Origin of the sequence: Streptomyces sp. NPDC025273 (assembly GCF_040638585.1) — a bacterium.
Lineage (GTDB): Bacteria > Actinomycetota > Actinomycetes > Streptomycetales > Streptomycetaceae > Streptomyces > Streptomyces cinereorectus.
Window position 1 is genome coordinate 43,466 of sequence record NZ_JBEZYP010000009.1, and the last position, 17,531, is coordinate 60,996.

General features: G+C 72.2%; 15 protein-coding genes, 1 pseudogene and 1 riboswitch. Of the genes and pseudogenes, 4 read left to right on the plus strand and 12 right to left on the minus strand.

Annotated elements, in window-relative coordinates:
* Positions 1-253 precede the first annotated feature (253 nt).
* Positions 254-685 (plus strand): annotated as a pseudogene (locus AB0F38_RS16710) (potassium-transporting ATPase subunit C); the annotation flags it as partial.
* Positions 686-1,265: 580 nt separating this feature from the next.
* On the opposite strand, the gene AB0F38_RS16715 reads toward AB0F38_RS16710, so the two are convergent.
* On the minus strand, positions 1,266-2,630 hold the full coding sequence (locus tag AB0F38_RS16715; protein WP_361893049.1) for a peptidase C39 family protein: 1,365 nt from the start codon (positions 2,628-2,630) through the stop codon (positions 1,266-1,268).
* A gap of 183 nt (positions 2,631-2,813) precedes the next feature.
* Between AB0F38_RS16715 and AB0F38_RS16720 the strand changes: the two genes are divergently transcribed.
* Both AB0F38_RS16720 and AB0F38_RS16725 read left to right on the plus strand, forming a co-directional pair.
* Positions 2,814-3,482, plus strand: a complete 669-nt coding sequence (locus AB0F38_RS16720; RefSeq protein WP_361893052.1) for a hypothetical protein — start codon at positions 2,814-2,816, stop codon at positions 3,480-3,482.
* Positions 3,483-3,797: 315 nt separating this feature from the next.
* Positions 3,798-5,696: an AAA family ATPase gene (locus tag AB0F38_RS16725; RefSeq protein ID WP_361893055.1), complete on the plus strand. Its 1,899-nt coding sequence runs from the start codon at positions 3,798-3,800 to the stop codon at positions 5,694-5,696.
* Between the two features lie 101 nt (positions 5,697-5,797).
* Here AB0F38_RS16725 and AB0F38_RS16730 read toward each other — a convergent pair whose 3' ends face one another.
* The 11 genes from AB0F38_RS16730 to AB0F38_RS16780 form a co-directional block, all read right to left on the minus strand.
* Positions 5,798-6,892, minus strand: coding sequence for a hemolysin family protein (locus AB0F38_RS16730; protein ID WP_361893058.1), 1,095 nt, complete (start codon positions 6,890-6,892; stop codon positions 5,798-5,800).
* Positions 6,889-8,256, minus strand: a complete 1,368-nt coding sequence (locus tag AB0F38_RS16735; protein ID WP_361893061.1) for a hemolysin family protein — start codon at positions 8,254-8,256, stop codon at positions 6,889-6,891. Before AB0F38_RS16735 ends, AB0F38_RS16730 begins: the two co-directional genes overlap by 4 nt.
* Positions 8,257-8,440: 184 nt before the next feature.
* Positions 8,441-8,920, minus strand: a complete 480-nt coding sequence (locus AB0F38_RS16740) for a PH domain-containing protein (protein ID WP_361893064.1) — start codon at positions 8,918-8,920, stop codon at positions 8,441-8,443.
* Positions 8,921-8,978: 58 nt separating this feature from the next.
* A complete protein-coding gene (gene hisG / locus AB0F38_RS16745) occupies positions 8,979-9,827 on the minus strand; it encodes an ATP phosphoribosyltransferase (RefSeq protein ID WP_361893067.1) in 849 nt (282 codons plus the stop codon).
* A 53-nt stretch (positions 9,828-9,880) separates the two neighbouring features.
* On the minus strand, positions 9,881-10,153 hold the full coding sequence (locus AB0F38_RS16750; RefSeq protein ID WP_031097852.1) for a phosphoribosyl-ATP diphosphatase: 273 nt from the start codon (positions 10,151-10,153) through the stop codon (positions 9,881-9,883).
* A 35-nt stretch (positions 10,154-10,188) separates the two neighbouring features.
* Positions 10,189-10,674, minus strand: a complete 486-nt coding sequence (gene ribH / locus AB0F38_RS16755; RefSeq protein WP_361893071.1) for a 6,7-dimethyl-8-ribityllumazine synthase — start codon at positions 10,672-10,674, stop codon at positions 10,189-10,191.
* A 65-nt stretch (positions 10,675-10,739) separates the two neighbouring features.
* The gene (locus AB0F38_RS16760) at positions 10,740-12,029 is read right to left on the minus strand and encodes a bifunctional 3,4-dihydroxy-2-butanone-4-phosphate synthase/GTP cyclohydrolase II (protein ID WP_361893073.1); all 1,290 of its coding nucleotides are present in this window, start codon (positions 12,027-12,029) and stop codon (positions 10,740-10,742) included.
* On the minus strand, positions 12,026-12,670 hold the full coding sequence (locus tag AB0F38_RS16765) for a nicotinamide mononucleotide transporter family protein (protein ID WP_361893076.1): 645 nt from the start codon (positions 12,668-12,670) through the stop codon (positions 12,026-12,028). The genes AB0F38_RS16760 and AB0F38_RS16765 overlap by 4 nt, the downstream gene beginning before the upstream one ends.
* Entirely contained in the window at positions 12,667-13,287 is a 621-nt protein-coding gene (locus AB0F38_RS16770; protein WP_361893079.1) for a riboflavin synthase, read from the minus strand. The genes AB0F38_RS16765 and AB0F38_RS16770 overlap by 4 nt, the downstream gene beginning before the upstream one ends.
* Complete coding sequence (gene ribD / locus AB0F38_RS16775) at positions 13,288-14,388, minus strand: bifunctional diaminohydroxyphosphoribosylaminopyrimidine deaminase/5-amino-6-(5-phosphoribosylamino)uracil reductase RibD (protein WP_361893081.1); 1,101 nt, start codon at positions 14,386-14,388, stop codon at positions 13,288-13,290. It lies immediately after the preceding gene.
* Between the two features lie 160 nt (positions 14,389-14,548).
* Positions 14,549-14,679: riboswitch (FMN riboswitch) on the minus strand.
* Between the two features lie 172 nt (positions 14,680-14,851).
* Positions 14,852-16,087, minus strand: coding sequence for an ROK family transcriptional regulator (locus tag AB0F38_RS16780; protein WP_361893084.1), 1,236 nt, complete (start codon positions 16,085-16,087; stop codon positions 14,852-14,854).
* A gap of 141 nt (positions 16,088-16,228) precedes the next feature.
* On the opposite strand from AB0F38_RS16780, the gene AB0F38_RS16785 reads away from it, so the two are divergent.
* A complete protein-coding gene (locus AB0F38_RS16785; RefSeq protein ID WP_361893087.1) occupies positions 16,229-17,458 on the plus strand; it encodes an MFS transporter in 1,230 nt (409 codons plus the stop codon).
* Positions 17,459-17,531 lie beyond the last annotated feature (73 nt).

Sequence of the window (17,531 nt, forward strand, 5' to 3'; positions counted from 1 at the left end):
GAGACCCCGTACACCATCGCCACGAAGGTGGATCACAGGAACCTGCAGGGCCTGGGAGGCACCATTTCCGGGAGCCCGGCGTGGCCCGGCCGACGGCGAGCTGATCAAAGGCCATCAACCGACGCCGACGGGGTACACGCACGGCAGGGCGGGCAGGGGGCGGGGTGCCGGGCGGGCACCCCGCCCCTCTCGTTGCGTGTCGAGGACGACTCCCCGGCCCGGCTGTGCCGGCCGTCAGCGGTCCGTCAGGGCCCGGCCGGACCTCAGGTGGTTCCAGCCGAGACCCTCCAACGGCCTGGGCTCCAACAGCGTCAACCTGCAGTACGCCCTGATCCTCTCCGGCGCCACCAACCGGGCCGGGGACGACGCGGAGCTCATCCGGTGGGTGACGGAGGCCAGGAAGGCCGTCGTAGCGGACAACACGGCGAAGGGCTACCGGCCCGAGACCTCGGACGTACCGGCGGACGCCGTCACCTCCTCCGGCTCCGGACTCGACCCGCACATCTCTCCCGAGTACGCGCGGCTCCAGGTGCACCGGGTGGCCGAGAGGAACCGCCTCGACGTCCGGCAGGTCGACCGGTTGGTGACGGAGAACACCGAGGGCCGGATGCTCGGCTTCATGGGCGAGCCACGCGTCAACGTACTCCTGCTCAACATCGGTCTGAAGGAGCTGTCCAGGGGCTGACCTCGCAGGTCCGGAGCCGGCGGGGTGCCGATTCCCCGTCGGCTCCGGCGCGCCCGCGGGCCGGAACCGGCCGGGCGCCCGGCGCCCGGGGCGGGACCGGACGGCGGACCAGGTGTCAGGAACGGGGGCCGGCCGGGAGCGGCGGGTCGCCGCCTCGGCCGAACAGGGCCGTGGCGATCCGCGCCGTGACGCGTCCGCCGGCCCGACGCCCACCGCGGCCGGCAGGGGCGGCCCGGGGAACAAGCGGATCAGCCGTCCGGCGACGGTGAGGCTCACCGCCCCTCCCGCCACGGCCGCCCCCGCGCCCATCACGCTGTCTTCCCCGCCACCCCTGCCGCCCCCTGTGCCGCAGGCCGTGACGGCATGACCACCACCCTTCCAGCCGGTGCGATGCCGCGCGTCCGTGGTTTCCCGGATACGCGACACGTAGATCCGGGAACAGCACACAGTCGCGAGGACGACCGGGGCACCCGGAGGCAGGCGAACGGCCGGCCCGGTGGACCCGTACGGCCGCCTCCGCGCCCGGACAGCCAGGAGCTGTGCGTCAGGTCGTCGAGGCGGCCACAGGGGCCTCACACGGTCACACCAGGCCGAACGAGCTCAGCACGCGGCGCTGGCCCGCCGTCGGCAGGGCCGGCCAGTACACGTAGCAGACACCGCCGGTACCGCTTCTGACCTTGCCGTTCGCGTCGTAGCGCTTGGTCCTGAGCCAGATGTTCTCCCACTCTCGCCGGCGGTAGACGCGGCGCACGGCGTCGTTGTCCGGCGACGCCGGGTCGTTGGCGATCACGTCGCCGTCGGCGGTGAAGCCGATGACGGTCATCAGATGGCCGGAGGTCCCGTAGCCCGCCCCGGTCAGTTCCTCCTCGCGGAAGGACTGGGACGTGATGACCGGGATGCCCGCGCCGACCAGCTTCTCCAGGTCCGCCAGCGATCCGAGCCGGGTGACGACCGCGCTCATGTCCTTGTACGTCGCGGCGTAGGCGGCGTTGAAGGGCCAGTTGCCACAGCCCTCGTACTGGTAGTCGAAGGTGTGGCGGGCCGCGTGGCAGACCTGCGGGTCGGCGATGCCCGGCTTGACCCAGGCGAGGTCCTCCGGGGTGGGCCCGCGCCCCCAGTACTCGATGATCATCTGCGAGGACGTGGGGCTGCACCAGGCCTCGCCCCCGTTGTCGTACTCGGGGTACTCGCCCACGTGCACGTTCTGGGAGTAGCGGGGCACCGCCAGCTCACGGGCGAGCGCGGGGGTGCCGGCCGGGACGGTGAAGCGGTCCGGGACGTCCGAGGCCATCGCGCCGACGCGGTGGACCGTGGGCGTGAGGCGGCTGCCCGGGGTCCGGTGGAGGGTGAGCCGCAGCCGGTAGGAGACCAGCCGCAGGCCGCTCGCCGCGTCGTCCACCGAGAGGGTGTCGGTCCAGACGGTGCTCCTGCCGTCGGTCTGGTCGTCGACGGAGGTCCGGCGGATGTCGGCATCCCCCGACGCCCAGCGGCCCATCACGTACCAGGGGGTGTCCGTGCCGTCGGCGTAGCTGCCCCGCAGTTCGATCTGGATCCAGGTGCCCGCCGGGGTCCGGGCGTTCCAGGAGGCGATGACCTCGGTGGCCGGGACGGTGCAGCGGTGGACCGGTGAGGTCCAGGTGGCGTACTCCCAGCTGGTGGTCGTGCCGGTGTGCGGGTCGGTGTGGTCGGTGGTCCCGGCGGGGGCGGCGAGCACCAGGCCGGGCCGCGAACCGGCGACGGCGCGGGTCCCCACGGCAGAACCGCAGCGCCAGTCGGTGTACGTACTCCAGAAGTGGTTGTCCACGAGCGAGGCCGCCGCCGGGGACGGGGCGGAGGGGGAGGCGGGGGCGGCTGTCGCGGGGGCGGCGGAGGCCGCCGTGCCCGCCCCGGCCGCTGCCGCGAGCGCGGCGGTGAGTACGGTCCTGCGTGAAGTCGGTCTGGTCATGGGCGAGACCCCCGGTCGTGAGCGGATTGGGGCTGCGGATGCCGGTCGGTGCGCCAACTATCGCGGGTCCCGGCCGGATCCGGCCAGCGATTCGGCCCGTGCCGTCGGACCAATATTGGTCTGGTCCACTGACGTGACCAGCGGCTGCCCAGGCCCGCCCCCCGGGTCTCGTAGGGTGGGGGCATGAACGACCTGGCGGACCGTGCCCGCCGTCTGCGCTCCCTGCCCCCGTCCTGCGGGCCGGTACGGCTGATCGCGGTCGACGGCCATGCGGGGTCCGGCAAGAGCACCTTCGCGGGCCGGCTGGCCGCGGCACTCGGCGACGCCCCCGTGCTGCATCTGGACGACCTGGCCACCCACGGGGAGCTCTTCGCCTGGACGGACCGGCTGCGGGCCCAGGTTCTGGATCCGCTGTCACGCGGAGAGCCCGCACGCTACGCCCCGTACGACTGGACGGCGCGGCGCTTCGGCCGGGAGCGGACGCTGGATCCCGCCCCCGTGATGCTGGTCGAGGGAGTGGGAGCGGGCCGCGCCTCGGTGCGGCCGTTCCTCGCGGGGCTGCTGTGGCTGGAGCTGGACCGAGCGAGGTCCTGGGAGCGGGGCAGGCACCGCGACGGGCCCGGGCTCACGGAGTTCTGGGACGGGTGGACCGCCGCGGAGCTGCGGCATTTCGCCGACGATCCCTCATATCCGTTCGCGGACGCTGTGATACGGCAGGTTCCTGAGGGATATGTGTGGTTGGAAGGGCCTCACACGACAGCGGGAACGAGTGGCTTCCTCACCCACGGTGAGGCTGAAGGAGTCCTGCCGGGCCGTCCGAAATCGGTCCGGAACCCCCGCGGCCCGTCTTGACCGAGGGGCCGCGGTGGTCCTACGTTCGATGTGCGGCTTTTCGGAGCCCCCAGACGCGAAGCCCCCGGTTGTTCCCCCGTGACCGGGGGCTTCGCCCTGCCCCGCGCCCCCCTCCCCCACCGCCGCGAAGCGGGCTGCGCTCACCCTCGGTCACCGCCCCGAGGCGCCGGTAACGCCCTTAACCGCGTACTCCGTGCGTGGGTACGATGCAGGCCGGTGCGGTCAATTCCCTTTCTCCGAACAGTGATTCAACGCGCTCCGATGGGCATGCTGTGCGGGCGGGACATTCTGGGGGCACGGTTTGTGGGGGAGCTGATGGACATCGGCATGCAGGGCGCGCAAGCCCCGGCCGACCTTGCCTGGCTGCGTGGCGTGGACGCCTACACCATGGGCGCGTACCCACAGGCCGAGGAGGAATTCAGAACCGCGGTGCGCTTCGATCCGGGCATGGCGGACGGCTGGCTCGGCCTCCATGCGCTGCGGATCGACACCACCACGGCGCTCCTGCGCATGTACCGCCACCGGGACCGCTTCGGCGAGCAGCGGACCCGCCATCGCCGCACGCTCAACTCCTGGTACTGGCTGGGCTGGTGGGTGCAGCCGGTGCTGGAGAGCCCGCGCGACCTGCTCCTGGCGCACGCCTCGCACTGGCTGGACGGCCGCCATGTGCCGGAGCTGGACCGGGCGCTGGCGGGTCTTCCGCCGATCGACGCCGATCCGCAGGTGCGCTTTCTGCACGCCTGCCGCGCCTACCTGGTCAAGGACTGGGAACAGCTCGTCCGCACCACGGAGCAGCTCGTCGACGATCCGCTGCTCGGCATCGAGGCGGGGCTCTTCGGCGGCATGGCCCGGGTGCGCCTGGAGATGTACGGGCAGGCCGAGCCGCTGCTGTCCGCCTCCCTGATGCGATGCCGCAGTGAGCAGCCGCAGCGCAAGGAGCTGCGCTACTGGCTGGCGCGGGCCCACGAGGGAACCGGCCGCAGCGCGGCGGCACTGCCGCTGTACCGGGCGGTGCACCGCGTCGACCCGGCCTTCATGGACACGTCGGCACGGCTCGCGGCGATCTCCGAGGGCGACGGGTACGACGAGGCGGCCGATCTGGCCGTGGTGTCCCTGGCGGGCTTCGGTTCGGACGGCACGGGCACGGAGGCCCGGGCGGACGGGGACTCGCTGCTGGACACGGACCTGGTGGACGGCCGCGAGCCCTGGCCCGGCAGGGACGCGGTCGCGCCGGGTGCCGTGGTGCCGCCGCCCCGTGCCAACGGGGTGCGGAAGAAACCGGCCCCGTCGGTGTCCGCGCCGTTCCCGGCAGGGCCGAGCGACCCCGACCTGCTCGCCGAGGCTCTGGCCCAGCTGGAGCGCATGGTCGGGCTCGAGCCTGTGAAACGCCAGGTCAAGGCCCTGTCCGCGCAGCTGAACATGGCACGGCTGCGGGCCGAGCAGGGGCTGCCGGTGCAGCCGCCGAAGCGTCATTTCGTCTTCTCCGGCCCTTCCGGCACGGGCAAGACCACGGTCGCCCGCATCCTCGGCCGGGTCTTCTACGCGCTGGGGCTGCTCGGTGGCGACCACCTCGTGGAGGCCCAGCGCTCCGACCTGGTCGGCGAGTTCCTCGGCCAGACCGCGGTCAAGGCCAACGAGCTGATCGATTCGGCGCTCGGCGGGGTGCTCTTCGTCGACGAGGCGTACAGCCTGTCCAACACCGCCTACAGCAAGGGCGACGCGTACGGGGACGAGGCCCTCCAGGTCCTCCTCAAGCGGGCCGAGGACAACAGGGACCACCTCGTCGTCATCCTCGCCGGGTACCCGGAGGGCATGGACCGGCTGCTCTCCACCAATCCGGGGCTCTCCTCCCGCTTCACCACCCGGGTCGACTTCCCCAGCTACCGCCCGCTGGAGCTGACCGCGATCGGTGGGGTGCTGGCCGCCGAGAACGGCGACGTGTGGGACGAGGAGTCCCTGGACGAGCTGCGCAGCATCAGCGGGCACGTGGTCGACCAGAGCTGGATCGACGAGCTGGGCAACGGACGCTTCATCCGCACGCTGTACGAGAAGAGCTGCGCCTACCGTGATCTGCGGCTCTCCGGATACACGGCCGATCCGACCCGGGACGATCTGGCCACCCTGCGGCTGCCGGACCTGATGCAGGCGTACGGAGAAGTGCTGTCGGGGCGGGGGCCGGCGGACCGGGGGACGCAGGAGCCGGGGGCACTGTGACGGTGCGGGGTTCCCGCCGGGCGGCGGGGGGTGCTGTCCTCAGCCGCCGGGCGGGCTCTCCCGTGCCCGCCCGGCGCTGGATCATCCCGTCCTGAGGCGGGTCACCGGGTCAGCCCCATGGGTGCCATGACCTTCGGCACCTCCACCGTGCGGCGGGGTACCGAAACGCGGTGGGCCGGGTCACGGACCTCGCCGACGAGCATCTCCAGGACGTCCTCCATGGCGACCAGGCCGAGCACCTTGCCCGAGGCATCGGCGACCTGGGCCAGATGCGTCGCCGCGCGGCGCATCACGGTCAGGGCGTCGTCCAGCGGGAGTTCCGCCCGTACGGTCGCCATCGGACGCCAGATCTGCTGCGGGACGGCCCGTTCGCCGTCCTCCAGCTCCAGGACGTCCTTGACGTGCAGATAGCCCATGAACGGACCACCGCCCTCCGCGCAGACGGGGAAGCGGGAGTAGCCGGTCCGCACGGTCAGCTCCTCGATCATGCGCGGGGTGACGGACGGGTCCACCGTCACCAGGGACGACCGGTCGAGCAGCACGTCGGTGACGGGCCGGCTGCCCAGTTCCAGTGCGTCCCCCAGCCGCTCCCGCGCCTCCGGCTCCAGGAGACCGGCCTGTCCGGAGTCCTCCACCAGGCGGTTGAGCTGTTCGCTGGTGAAGACGGCCTCGACCTCGTCCTTCGGCTCGACCTTGAAGAGCCGCAGGACCAGCCGCGCACAGGTGCCGAGCGCCGAGGTGACCGGCCGGCAGAGCCGGGCGAAGCCGACCAGGCCGGGGCTGAGCCACAGCGCGGTCTTCTCGGGGGCCGCCATCGCCAGGTTCTTCGGGACCATTTCGCCGATGACGAGATGGAGGACGACCACGGAGGCGAGCGCCAGGGCGAAGCCGAGCGGGTGGATGAGCCCCTCGGGCACGTGCACGGCGTGGAAGACCGGCTCCAGGAGGCGGGCCACGGTCGGTTCGGCGACCGCGCCGAGGGTGAGCGAGCAGACGGTGATGCCGAACTGTGCGGCGGCCATCATCTGCGGCAGGTTCTCCAGGCCGTGGAGGACCTGCCTGGCCCGGTTCGATCCGCTCGCGGCGAGGGGTTCGATCTGACTGCGCCGTACGGAGACGAGCGCGAATTCGGCGCCGACGAAGAAGCCGTTCGCCAGCACGAGCACCCCGGCGAAGAGCAGGTGTACGAGACTCATCGCACGGCCTCCAGCAGGCCCCGCGCGGCCTGCTCCACCGTCGGTCCCGGCAGGTCCGTCAGCCGGACGAAGCGGACCTGTTCGGCGCGGTAGTGGCCGACCTGGCGGACGGAGATCCGCCAGCCGGGCAGTTCGGCCCGGTCACCGGGGGCGGGGATGCGTCCCAGCAGGTCGGCGACCAGGCCTGCCACGGTCTCGTACGGCCCTTCGGGCACGTCAAGGCCTATCCGGAGCAGGGTCAGGACCCGGCAGCTGCCTTCCACGTCCCAGCCGGGCCGCCCGTCGTCGGCGACGACGGAGGTCAGCTCGGGACGGTCGGCGCCCACCGCGTCGTGCTCGTCGCGCACCTCGCCGACGAGCTCCTCGATGATGTCCTCGAGGGTGACGACACCGGCGGTGCCGCCGTACTCGTCGACCACGACGGCGATCGGCTGGTCGTTGCGAAGCTGTCGGAGCAACTGCTCGACGGGCAGGCTCTCGGGCACCAGGAGCGGCGGGACGGCGATCCGTCCCGCCGGGGTGCGCATCCGGTCCCGCGCGGGGACGGCGAGGGCGTCCTTGAGGTAGACCATGCCGACGACCTCGTCGATGCGGTCCCGGTAGACGGGAAAGCGGGAGAGGCCGGTGGCCCTGGTGAGGTTGAGGACGTCCGCCGCGGTCGCCGACGACTGCAGCGCACTGACCTTCACCCGCGGGGTCATGACGTGCTGCGCGCTCAGTCCGGCCAGGGACAGGGTCCGTACGAAGAGGTCCGCGGTGTCCTGTTCGAGGGTGCCGGCCTCGGCGGAGTGCCGGGCGAGCGATACCAGCTCGCCCGGGGTCCGGGCGGAGGCCAGTTCGTCGGTGGGTTCGACGCCCAGCAGCCGCACCAGCCGGTTGGCGAAGGCGTTCAGTGCGGTGATCACCGGCCGCAGGAGGGTGGAGAAGCGGTGCTGGGGTCCGGCGACGAAGCGGGCGACCTGGAGCGGCCGGGAGACCGCCCAGTTCTTCGGTACGAGCTCGCCGATCACCATCTGGACGGCGGAGGCGAGCAGCATCCCGATCACGACGCTCACCCCGGGGACGACCCCTTCGGGCAGTCCGGTGGCGGTGAGCGGTCCGGCCAGCAGCTGGGCGAGTGCCGGTTCGGCGAGCATGCCGACGACCAGCGAGGTGATGGTGATGCCGAGCTGGGTGCCCGAGAGCTGGAAGGAGAGTTCGCGCAGGGCCGCGACGACGGTGCGGGCCCGGCGGTCACCTTCGGCGGCGGCGCGTTCGGCGTCCGGCCGTTCCACCGTGACGAGCCCGAACTCGGCCGCCACGAAGAATCCGTTGGCGAGGATGAGAAGGAATGCCGCGCTGAGCAGCAACAGGGGGGTGGTCATGCCGCCGCCTCCGGGGAGAGGGCGGCGCAGGTACTACCGGACGATCCGTCCATTGCTGGAGGGAGTCACTCCTTGGGTCGCAGGAATGCCCCGCGGGCCTCGTGGACCTCTCGTGCGGGGCGGGGCGCGCGTGGCGCCTCCGCCCTACAGAGTAATCAAGAAGGGGCGTCGCGGGGCAGAGGGCTCAGCCGTTCTGCGCGGCCTCGTCCACTCCACTGCCGTGGAACTCGACGAGTGCGCGCAATGTACGGGCATCACGGATGGCCTGTTCCCTGGCGATCCCGGGCTGGATGCCGAGGGCGGGGTGGCTCGTGCCGTCGCTGAGGTCGAGGAAGACCCACGGGTCACCGGCCCGCAGGTTGACGCGCACGATCTCCGCCCAGGCAAGCCGACGGGTTCGGGTGATGTTGACCACGGTGATGCCGGCCCCGTCGGCGACGATCCTGGGCCTGCTGAGCAGGGCGAGGACGCCGAAGAAGAGCAGCGCGACGAAGACGAAGCTGGTCCGCTCCCCCGGGCTCAGGTTCTCCAGGATCACCGCGATCGCGGTGATGACGGCGAACATCATCGCTCCCACGGCCAGCAGGACCACCCGGGTGCGGGTGGGCCGGAAGGTGGCCGGAAGGGCGGGGAGGCCGGTCGGCCTGGGCGCGGGGGCGGACATGATGGGCTGTCGTCCTTGTCCTTGGGCGTTCTCGGGTACGGCTGCTACGGATCCGGCGTCAGAGGCGGCAGGCGTGGATGGCCGTCGTGAGGATGGCGCGGGCCCCGAGCTCGTACAGATCGTCCATGATCCGCTGGGCTTCCCTGGCGGCCACCATGGAGCGGACGGCGACCCAGCCCTCGTGGTGCAGCGGGGAGATGGTGGGCGACTCCAGGCCCGGGGTGAGGGCCACGGCGCGCTCCAGGTGCTCGACGCGGCAGTCGTAGTCCATCATCACGTAGCTGCGTGCCACCAGGACGCCCTGCAGACGGCGCAGGAACTGCTGCACCTTGGGCTCGTCGCCGGGGGCGCCCTTGCGGCGGATCACGACGGCTTCCGACGTCATGATCGGATCGCCGATGACTTCGAGGCCCGCGTTGCGCATGCTGGTGCCGGTCTCGACGACGTCCGCGATGACCTCGGCGACGCCCAGCTCGATGGCGGTCTCGACGGCACCGTCGAGGTGGACGACGGAGGCGTTGACGCCGATGTCGGCGAGGTGCTTGGCGACGATGCCCTCGTAGGAGGTGGCGATCGTCATGCCGTCGAAGTCCTGCGGGCCGGAGGCCGTGCCGGGCTTGGTGGCGTAGCGGAAGGTGGAGCGGGCGAAGCCGAGCTGGAGGATCTCCTCGGCCTCGGCACCGGAGTCCAGCAGCAGGTCCCGGCCGGTGATGCCGATGTCCAGGCGGCCGGAGCTGACGTAGATCGCGATGTCGCGCGGCCGCAGGTAGAAGAACTCGACCTCGTTCGTCGGATCGACGAGCACGAGCTCCTTGGACTCCTTGCGCTGCCGGTAGCCCGCCTCATGGAGCATCGCCATCGCAGGCCCGGAGATTGCACCCTTGTTGGGGACGGCGATGCGCAGCATGAGGTCAGGTTTCCTTTGTGCGGAGGGAGTTCCGGGAACGTGCGGGGCCGTGCTCAGAGGTGGGCGTAGACGTCGTCGAGGGAGATTCCGCGGGCGACCATCATCACCTGGACGTGGTACAGCAGCTGCGAGATCTCCTCGGCGGCGGCTTCCTTGCCCTCGTATTCGGCGGCCATCCAGACCTCCGCGGCCTCCTCGACGACCTTCTTGCCGATCGCGTGCACGCCCTTGTCCACCAGTTCGGCGGTCCGGGAGGTGGAGGGGTCGCCGTCGGCGGCCTTGAGCTGCAGCTCGGCGAAGAGCTCTTCGAAGGTTTTGTTCGCCATGATGGTCCTTAGAATACGGGGTCCCGGACCCCCTCTCAGCGCCAGGGTTCGCTGACGGTGCGCAGCGTGGCCGCGGTGGCGACGGCGGCGGTGACCGCTTCGTGCCCCTTGTCCTCGTTGGAACCCTCGAGTCCGGCCCGGTCCAGCGCCTGCTCCTCCGTGTCGCAGGTGAGGACGCCGAAGCCGACGGGTACTCCGGTGTCGACGGTGACCTGGGTGAGGCCGATGGTGACGCCCTGGGACACGTACTCGAAGTGGGGGGTGCCGCCGCGGATGATCACTCCGAGGGCGACGATCGCGTCGTAGCCGCGTCCGGCGAGGACCTTGGCGACCACCGGGAGCTCGAAGCTGCCGGGCACCCGGAGCAGCGTCGGCTCGTCGATGCCGAGGTCGTGCAGGGCACGCAGGGCCCCGTCGACGAGCCCGTCCATGACCTTCTCGTGCCACTGGGCGGCGATCACCGCCACCCGCAGGTCACCGCAGTTGCGTACGGAAAGTTCGGGTGCGCCCTTGCCGCTCATGTCTCTCCTACTTCGTGGGTTCGTGCCGGTCCGCGCGGGCGGTCCGTGCGGGCCGCCCGCGGTGCTCACTGGTTGACGCAGGTCGACGCGGCGGTGGCGTCGAGCCAGGGCAGGTCGTGCCCCATGCGGTCCCGCTTGGTGCGCAGGTACCGCAGGTTGTGCTCCCCGGCCTGTACGGGCATGGGTTCGCGCCCGGTGATCCCGAGCCCGTGCCGTACGAGCGCGGCGGTCTTGTCCGGGTTGTTGGTCATGAGCCGCACGCTGCGTACGCCGAGGTCCTGGAGGATCTGCGCGCCCGCCGCGTAGTCCCGCGCGTCGGCCGGCAGGCCGAGTTCGAGGTTGGCGTCGAGCGTGTCGGCGCCTCGCTCCTGGAGCTCGTAGGCGCGCAGCTTCGACAGCAGTCCGATGCCGCGGCCCTCGTGACCGCGCAGATAGACGACGACGCCGCGGCCCTCGGTGGTGATGCGTTCCATGGAGGCGTGCAACTGAGGGCCGCAGTCGCAGCGCTGGGACTGGAAGATGTCGCCGGTCAGGCACTCGGAGTGGACCCGGGCCAGGACGTCCTGGCCGTCGCCGATGTCGCCGTGGACGAGCGCGACGTGCTCGACGCCGTCGACGGTGGAGCGGTAGCCGTAGGCGGTGAACTCGCCGAACGAGGTGGGCAGCCGGACCTCTGCCTCGCGGCGGACGGTCGGCTCGGAGCTGCGCCGGTAGGCGACCAGGTCCTCGATGGAGATGATCGTCAGGCCGTGCTTGCGGGCGAACGGCACGAGCTCGGGCAGCCGGAGCATCACCCCGTCCTCGCCCGCGATCTCGACGATGGCACCCGCGGGGCGCAGTCCGGCGAGCCGGGCCAGGTCGACGGCCGCCTCGGTGTGGCCGTTACGGACGAGGACGCCGCCGGACCGGGCGCGGAGCGGGAAGACGTGTCCGGGCCGGACGAAGTCGCCGGGGCCCGCCCGGCCGCCCGCCAGCATCCGGAGCGTGGTGGCCCGGTCCGCGGCGGAGATTCCGGTGCTCACCCCGTGTGCGGCGGAGGCGTCCACGGAGACGGTGAAGGCGGTCTTCATCGACTCGGTGTTGTGCGTGACCATCTGCGGGAGTTCGAGGCGTTCCAGCTCGTCGTTCTCCATGGGTGCGCAGATCAGGCCGCGGCACTCGCTCATCATGAACGCGATGATCTCGGGGGTCGCCAGCTCGGCGGCGATGACGAGGTCGCCCTCGTTCTCCCGGTCCTCGTCGTCGACGACCACGACGGGCCGTCCGGCGGCGATGTCGCGGATCGCCTGCTCGACGGGGTCCAGGGACAGGTCTTCGACCGCACGGTCGTGCAGCCAGGTGGGCTGGGCAGTCATGCCGTGGCTCCTTCCAGAGCGGGTGTCCGCGTACGCAGCCACCAGTCGCGCATGCCCCACAGGACGAGGGCGCCGTAGACGACGTAGACGAGACCGGAGAAGGCGAGGCCGCTGTGGAAGTTGAGCGGTACGCCGACGAGGTCGACGAGCAGCCACGCGAACCAGAACTCGACCATGCCGCGGGCCTGGGCCAGCATCGCGACGAGCGTGCCGGCGAAGATGTACGCGTCCGCCCACGGGCTCCAGGAGAGCGAGGGGAAGGCGGTGAAGAGGCCGCCGACCGCCAGGGTGCCGACGACGGCGCCGCCCAGCAGGTACGCCCGCTCGCGCCAGGTGGCGAAGCGCACCGCGATGGAGCCGTCCTGGGCCTGCTGCCTGCCGCGCGTCCACTGCTGCCATCCCCAGACGGCGACGGCGATGACGATCAGCTGCTTCCCGACGCTGCCCGCCTGCTGCACGGAGACGTTCGCCGCGACCAGGACGACGCCGGACAGGAGCTGGGCGGGCCAGGTCCAGACCGAGCGGAGCCAGCCGAGGGACAGGGCGATCAGACCGATCGTGTTGCCGAGCATGTCCGACCAGATGATGTGCTGCCCGAAGGCGGTGAACGCCTCCGAGTTCAGCCAGTCCAGGGCGTTCACGCGACCGGCTCCCCGGAATCCTGCGCGGCCGTCGCGCCGAGCAGTCGCTCGACGTACTTCGCGATGACGTCCACCTCGAGGTTGACCGGGTCGCCGGGCTCCTTGATGCCGAGCGTGGTCAGCGCGAGGGTGGTGGGGATGAGGCTGATGGTGAAGTAGTCGCGACCCGCGTCGACGACGGTCAGGCTCACCCCGTCGACCGTGATCGAGCCCTTCTCGACCACGTAGCGGGTCAGCTCGGCGGGCAGGGAGATCTTCACGATCTCCCAGTTCTCGGAGACCGTGCGCTCGATGATGCGGCCCGTGCCGTCGACGTGACCCTGGACGATGTGCCCGCCGAGCCGGCCGCCGAGCGCCATGGGGCGCTCCAGGTTGACCCGGGAGCCGGTCGCCAGGGCGCCGAGGCTGGAGCGGCTCAGCGTCTCGGCCATCACATCGGCGGTGAACTCGTGTTCGCCGAGGTCCACGACGGTGAGGCAGACACCGTTGACGGCGATGGAGTCGCCGTGTCGGGCGCCCTCGGTGACAACGGGGCCACGCAGTCGGAAGCGGGAGGCGTCGTCGAGCTTCTCGACGGCGGTGACCTCACCCAGTTCTTCGACAATTCCGGTGAACACTCAGTTTCCCTTCCGAGCAGGGACGGGGACGGCGGTGATGCGCAGATCGGGGCCGATACGGACGGTCTCGGTCACATCGAGGCGCAACGCCTGGGAGATGGTGGAGATTCCGGCGTCGGCGAGGGCTGCCGGGCCCGCGCCGAGGAGGACCGGAGCGAGATAGCCGACGACGGTGTCGACTGCTCCCGCGGCGACGAAGGAGCCGGCCAGGACCGGACCGCCTTCGAGGAGTACGGAGCGGACGCCGCGCCCGTACAGGGCGGCGAGCAGGGCCGCGACGTCCAGGCCGGGGCCGGTGGCGGCGCGTGGCAGGCGCAGCACGGTGTCCTCGGGGAGGTGCGCGCCGTCGGCGTCCTCGGCGACCGCGATCAGGGTGGGCGCCGTTCCGTCGAGGACCCGGGCTCCGGGGCGGACCGCGGTGGCGCCGGTGTCGACGACCACCCGCAGCGGCTGGGTGGCGCCCTCGATGCCGCGTACGCCCAGCTGGGGGTCGTCGCTGCGGGCCGTGCCGGAGCCGACCACGACGGCGTCGGCCTCGGCCCGCAGCCGGTGGACGTCGGCACGGGACTCGGGCGAGGTGATCCAGCGGCTGGTGGCGTCGGCGGCGGCGATACGGCCGTCGAGGGTGGCCGCGTACTTCCACAGGACGTACGGGCGGCCCAGCCGTACCGAGGTGAGCCAGGCCGTGTTGCCCGCCTCCGCCTCGTCGACGAGGAGGCCCTGCTCCACCTGGACACCTCCGGCACGCAGAGTGTCCGCACCACCGGTGGCCTGCGGGTTCGGATCGCCGACGGCGTACACGACGCGGCGGACGCCGGCGGACAGGAGCGCCTGGGCGCACGGGCCGGTGCGCCCCGTGTGGTCACAGGGTTCGAGGGTGACGTAGGCGGTGCCGCCACGGGCCCGTTCACCGGCCGCGCGCAGGGCGTGGATCTCGGCGTGCGGCCCTCCGGCGCGCTGGTGGAAGCCCTCACCGGCCTGCTGTCCGGCGGCATCGAGGATGACGCATCCGACGACCGGATTGGGGCTGGTGGCGCCGAGTCCGCGGGCGGCGAGCGTGATCGCCCGCCGCATGGCGTCCATGTCGGCTGCGGTGGCCACCGGGTCCTCCTGCCTCTTCGGGCACGGACTCCGGGGCCTGTCGATGACGACAGATGAAGCGGAACGCAACAGGGGAACGCCGCGACCGAGGACACGGATGCGACCGTCCCGGGAGATCCCGGAACGCATCCGCCGACGGCGGCGTACCTGTGACGGCCCGCCGCGCACTGCCTCCCATCCGGACTTTAACCGTCGGTCCAGGAATCCCACCTGGTCAACCGGCCGCTGGATGCGGACGGGTCGCGGACTATAACCGCCGGTTCGGAATTGCACCGACCCCGGAGTGCGCTGCTACTGGTACAGGACACATTGTGCCACGACCGCACTTGGGCCGAACGGACGTCTTCTGTGGCTCCGCTCACAGCGTCGGCGGCCCGGGGCGGGGACGGCCCCACTCCACCGGTGAGTCACGGGGCACCGGTGGCGCGGCCCTTCGGCCCGACGGTGATCCCGCGTCCGCCGGTCACGCCGGGGATCTGCCGCTCTCCGCACGCCCCCCGGCTCCGCCCGGTGCGAACAGCGCGTCCTGTGCGGCCTCGCGGGCGGCGAGCAGCGCGCCGCGCAGGACGGCGCCGCCGCCCAGAGTCCCGGCCCTGACCTCCGTACGCAGCGGTGACATGCGGGCGAGCCGCTCCTCGACCAGGGCGGCGAGTGCCTCACCACCTGCGCGGCCGACCTCGCCGGCCAGGACGAGGCAGCCGGGGTCGAGCACCGCGACGACGGCGGCGGCGCCGAGCGCCAGGCGGTCGGCGAGGGCCGCGAGGAACGCCTCGCCGTCCGGCCCTTCGTCGGCGAGCGCGGCCCGGACGGCGAACGCGGCGGCGGGGTCCTGCTCCTGTCCCCCCTCCCCCGCGGGTCCGTGCGCCTTGATGCCGTGTCCGGCGGCCAGTTCACAGACGGCGGCGGAGCCCACCAGTGAGTGGAACCCGCCGTCGCAGTTGAGCGCGGAGGGCACTCCCGCGGTTCCGGGCACCGGCAGGAAGCCGATCTCTCCCGCTCCTCCCGAGGCACCGCGGCGCAGCCTCCCGTCCAGCATCACGGCGGCGCCGATGCCGTGCCCGAGCCAGAGCAGGACGAAGGTGTCGCGGTCGCGGGCGGCCCCGACGCGGTGTTCGGCGACGGCGGCCAGATTGGTCTCGTTCTCGACGAGCACGGTGGCGGGCAGCCGCTGCTGAAGCTCCTTGACCAGCCCTCGGTGCCAGGCCGGGAGTCCGGTGGTGTCGCGGAGTTCGCCGGAGACCGGATCGATCAGGCCCGGAGCGCCGATGCCGACGCTGTGCAGGGGGGCCGTGCCCGCGCCGCGGGCGGTGCGCTCCAGGAGCGCGACGGCCTGCTCGACGGCCGGCCGCGTCCCCGTGTCGCCACCGATCGGCAGGGTGGCCTCGGCGAGCGTGACGCCGAGGAGGTCGGCGACGACCACGGCGACGCCGTCGGTACGTACGTCGAGGGCGGCCAGGTGCGCCCGGTCGGCGACGATCCCGTACAGCCGCGCGTTGGGGCCGCGCCGGTCCGAACCGCTCTCGCCGACGACCCGGACCAGTCCGGCCTCCTGGAGCCGGTCCACCAGGTCGGCGACCGTGGGGCGCGACAGACCGGTCAGGGATTTCAGCTGGGTGGCCGTCAGCGGGCCGTCCTGCTGGAGCAGTCGCAGGGCGAGCCGGTCGTTGATGACCCGGGCGGTGCTCGGGGATGCGGGCATGCCGGGATCCTTCCAGATCACTGGGGAACCGCCTTCCTGCGCTATTTATCAGGCAGGGTTCCTGATAGTTTACTGCGCGCACCGGGAACACGGTCGCCGGAGACACCGGCCGACCGCCACTGCCAGGGGAGGGCACGGCGTATGACGACGAAACCCACGGTCACGGACTTCGGCACGGAACAGGTCCGGCGGGCGCGCCATGCCGTCGCCGCGGTCTTCGCCGTGCACGGCGCCGTCACCGGCAGCTTCGCGACCCGGGTCCCCTGGATCCAGGACCATGCCTCGGTGAGCGCGGGCCAGCTCGGTCTCGCCCTCGCCTTCCCCGCCATCGGCGCCTCGCTGGCCATGCCGCTGGCCGGCCGGGTCAGCCACCGGTTCGGCGCCCGTACGGCTCTGCGCGGTCTGCTCGCCCTGTGGACGCTGGCGCTGGTCCTGCCGGCGCTGGCACCGAATCTGCTGACGCTCTGCGCGGCGCTCTTCGTGTACGGGGCGGCGGCGGGGATGTCGGACGTGGCGATGAACGCGCTGGGCGTCGAGGTGGAGAACCGGCTCAACAAGTCGATCATGTCCGGACTCCACGGCATGTGGAGCGTGGGCGCCCTGACCGGTTCGGCGGCCGGCACCGTCGCCGCCCACGTCGGGGCGGACGCCCGGCTGCACCACACGGTGGCCGCGCTCGTGCTCACCGTGCTCGGCCTGATCGTCTGCGGGGGCGTACTGGACCTGCGCAGCGAACCGGACTCCGAGCCGCCGCCGCGCTTCACCCTGCCGCCCAGGTCGGCGCTGGCCATCGGCGCGGTGGGCTTCTGCGCGGTGTTCGCCGAGGGGGCCAGCATGGACTGGTCGGCTGTCTATCTCAGGGATGTCATGGGCAGTTCCGCCGGGCTCGCCGCGGCGTCCACCACGGCGTTCGCCCTGATGATGGCTATCGCCAGGATCGCCGGCGACAGGGTCGTCGACCGCTTCGGCGCCGTGCGGACCGTGCGGGTCGGTGGCGTCCTGGCCACCGCCGGCGGGCTGCTGGTGGTCCTGGCGCCCGGCCCGGCGACGGCGCTCTGCGGCTTCGGGCTGCTCGGGACGGGGGTCGCGGTCGTCGTGCCGCTGGCGTTCGCCGCGGCCGGGCGCAGCGGGGACGACCCGAGCCGTGCCATCGCGGGCGTCGCCACCATCACGTACACCTCCGGGCTCATCGCCCCGTCCGCCGTCGGCTCCCTGGCCGAGGCGACCTCGCTGCTCGCTTCGTTCGGCCTGGTGACGGTGCTGGCGTTCGGGCTGGTGCTGGGCGCCGGGGTGCTGCGGGCGGGCGACCGCAAGGTCGCGGAGGGGAGCATGCCCGCGCCGGCTCGCACCGGCAGCCCGACAGGGAGCTGACACCTGCCGGAGAGGAGGGCGGTACGACAGCCGCAGGAAGGGGCCGGGCAGGCCGTCGCGGGGCCGCACGCGA

What these genes read in the sequence shown, in the direction of transcription:
- AB0F38_RS16715 (WP_361893049.1), bottom strand. Translation starts at nt 2,630, where the DNA reads ATGACCAGACCGACTTCACGCAGGACCGTACTCACCGCCGCGCTCGCG.
- AB0F38_RS16720 (WP_361893052.1), top strand. Translation starts at nt 2,814, where the DNA reads ATGAACGACCTGGCGGACCGTGCCCGCCGTCTGCGCTCCCTGCCCCCG.
- AB0F38_RS16725 (WP_361893055.1), top strand. Translation starts at nt 3,798, where the DNA reads ATGGACATCGGCATGCAGGGCGCGCAAGCCCCGGCCGACCTTGCCTGG.
- AB0F38_RS16730 (WP_361893058.1), bottom strand. Translation starts at nt 6,892, where the DNA reads ATGAGTCTCGTACACCTGCTCTTCGCCGGGGTGCTCGTGCTGGCGAAC.
- AB0F38_RS16735 (WP_361893061.1), bottom strand. Translation starts at nt 8,256, where the DNA reads ATGACCACCCCCCTGTTGCTGCTCAGCGCGGCATTCCTTCTCATCCTC.
- AB0F38_RS16740 (WP_361893064.1), bottom strand. Translation starts at nt 8,920, where the DNA reads ATGTCCGCCCCCGCGCCCAGGCCGACCGGCCTCCCCGCCCTTCCGGCC.
- hisG (WP_361893067.1), bottom strand. Translation starts at nt 9,827, where the DNA reads ATGCTGCGCATCGCCGTCCCCAACAAGGGTGCAATCTCCGGGCCTGCG.
- AB0F38_RS16750 (WP_031097852.1), bottom strand. Translation starts at nt 10,153, where the DNA reads ATGGCGAACAAAACCTTCGAAGAGCTCTTCGCCGAGCTGCAGCTCAAG.
- ribH (WP_361893071.1), bottom strand. Translation starts at nt 10,674, where the DNA reads ATGAGCGGCAAGGGCGCACCCGAACTTTCCGTACGCAACTGCGGTGAC.
- AB0F38_RS16760 (WP_361893073.1), bottom strand. Translation starts at nt 12,029, where the DNA reads ATGACTGCCCAGCCCACCTGGCTGCACGACCGTGCGGTCGAAGACCTG.
- AB0F38_RS16780 (WP_361893084.1), bottom strand. Translation starts at nt 16,087, where the DNA reads ATGCCCGCATCCCCGAGCACCGCCCGGGTCATCAACGACCGGCTCGCC.
- AB0F38_RS16785 (WP_361893087.1), top strand. Translation starts at nt 16,229, where the DNA reads ATGACGACGAAACCCACGGTCACGGACTTCGGCACGGAACAGGTCCGG.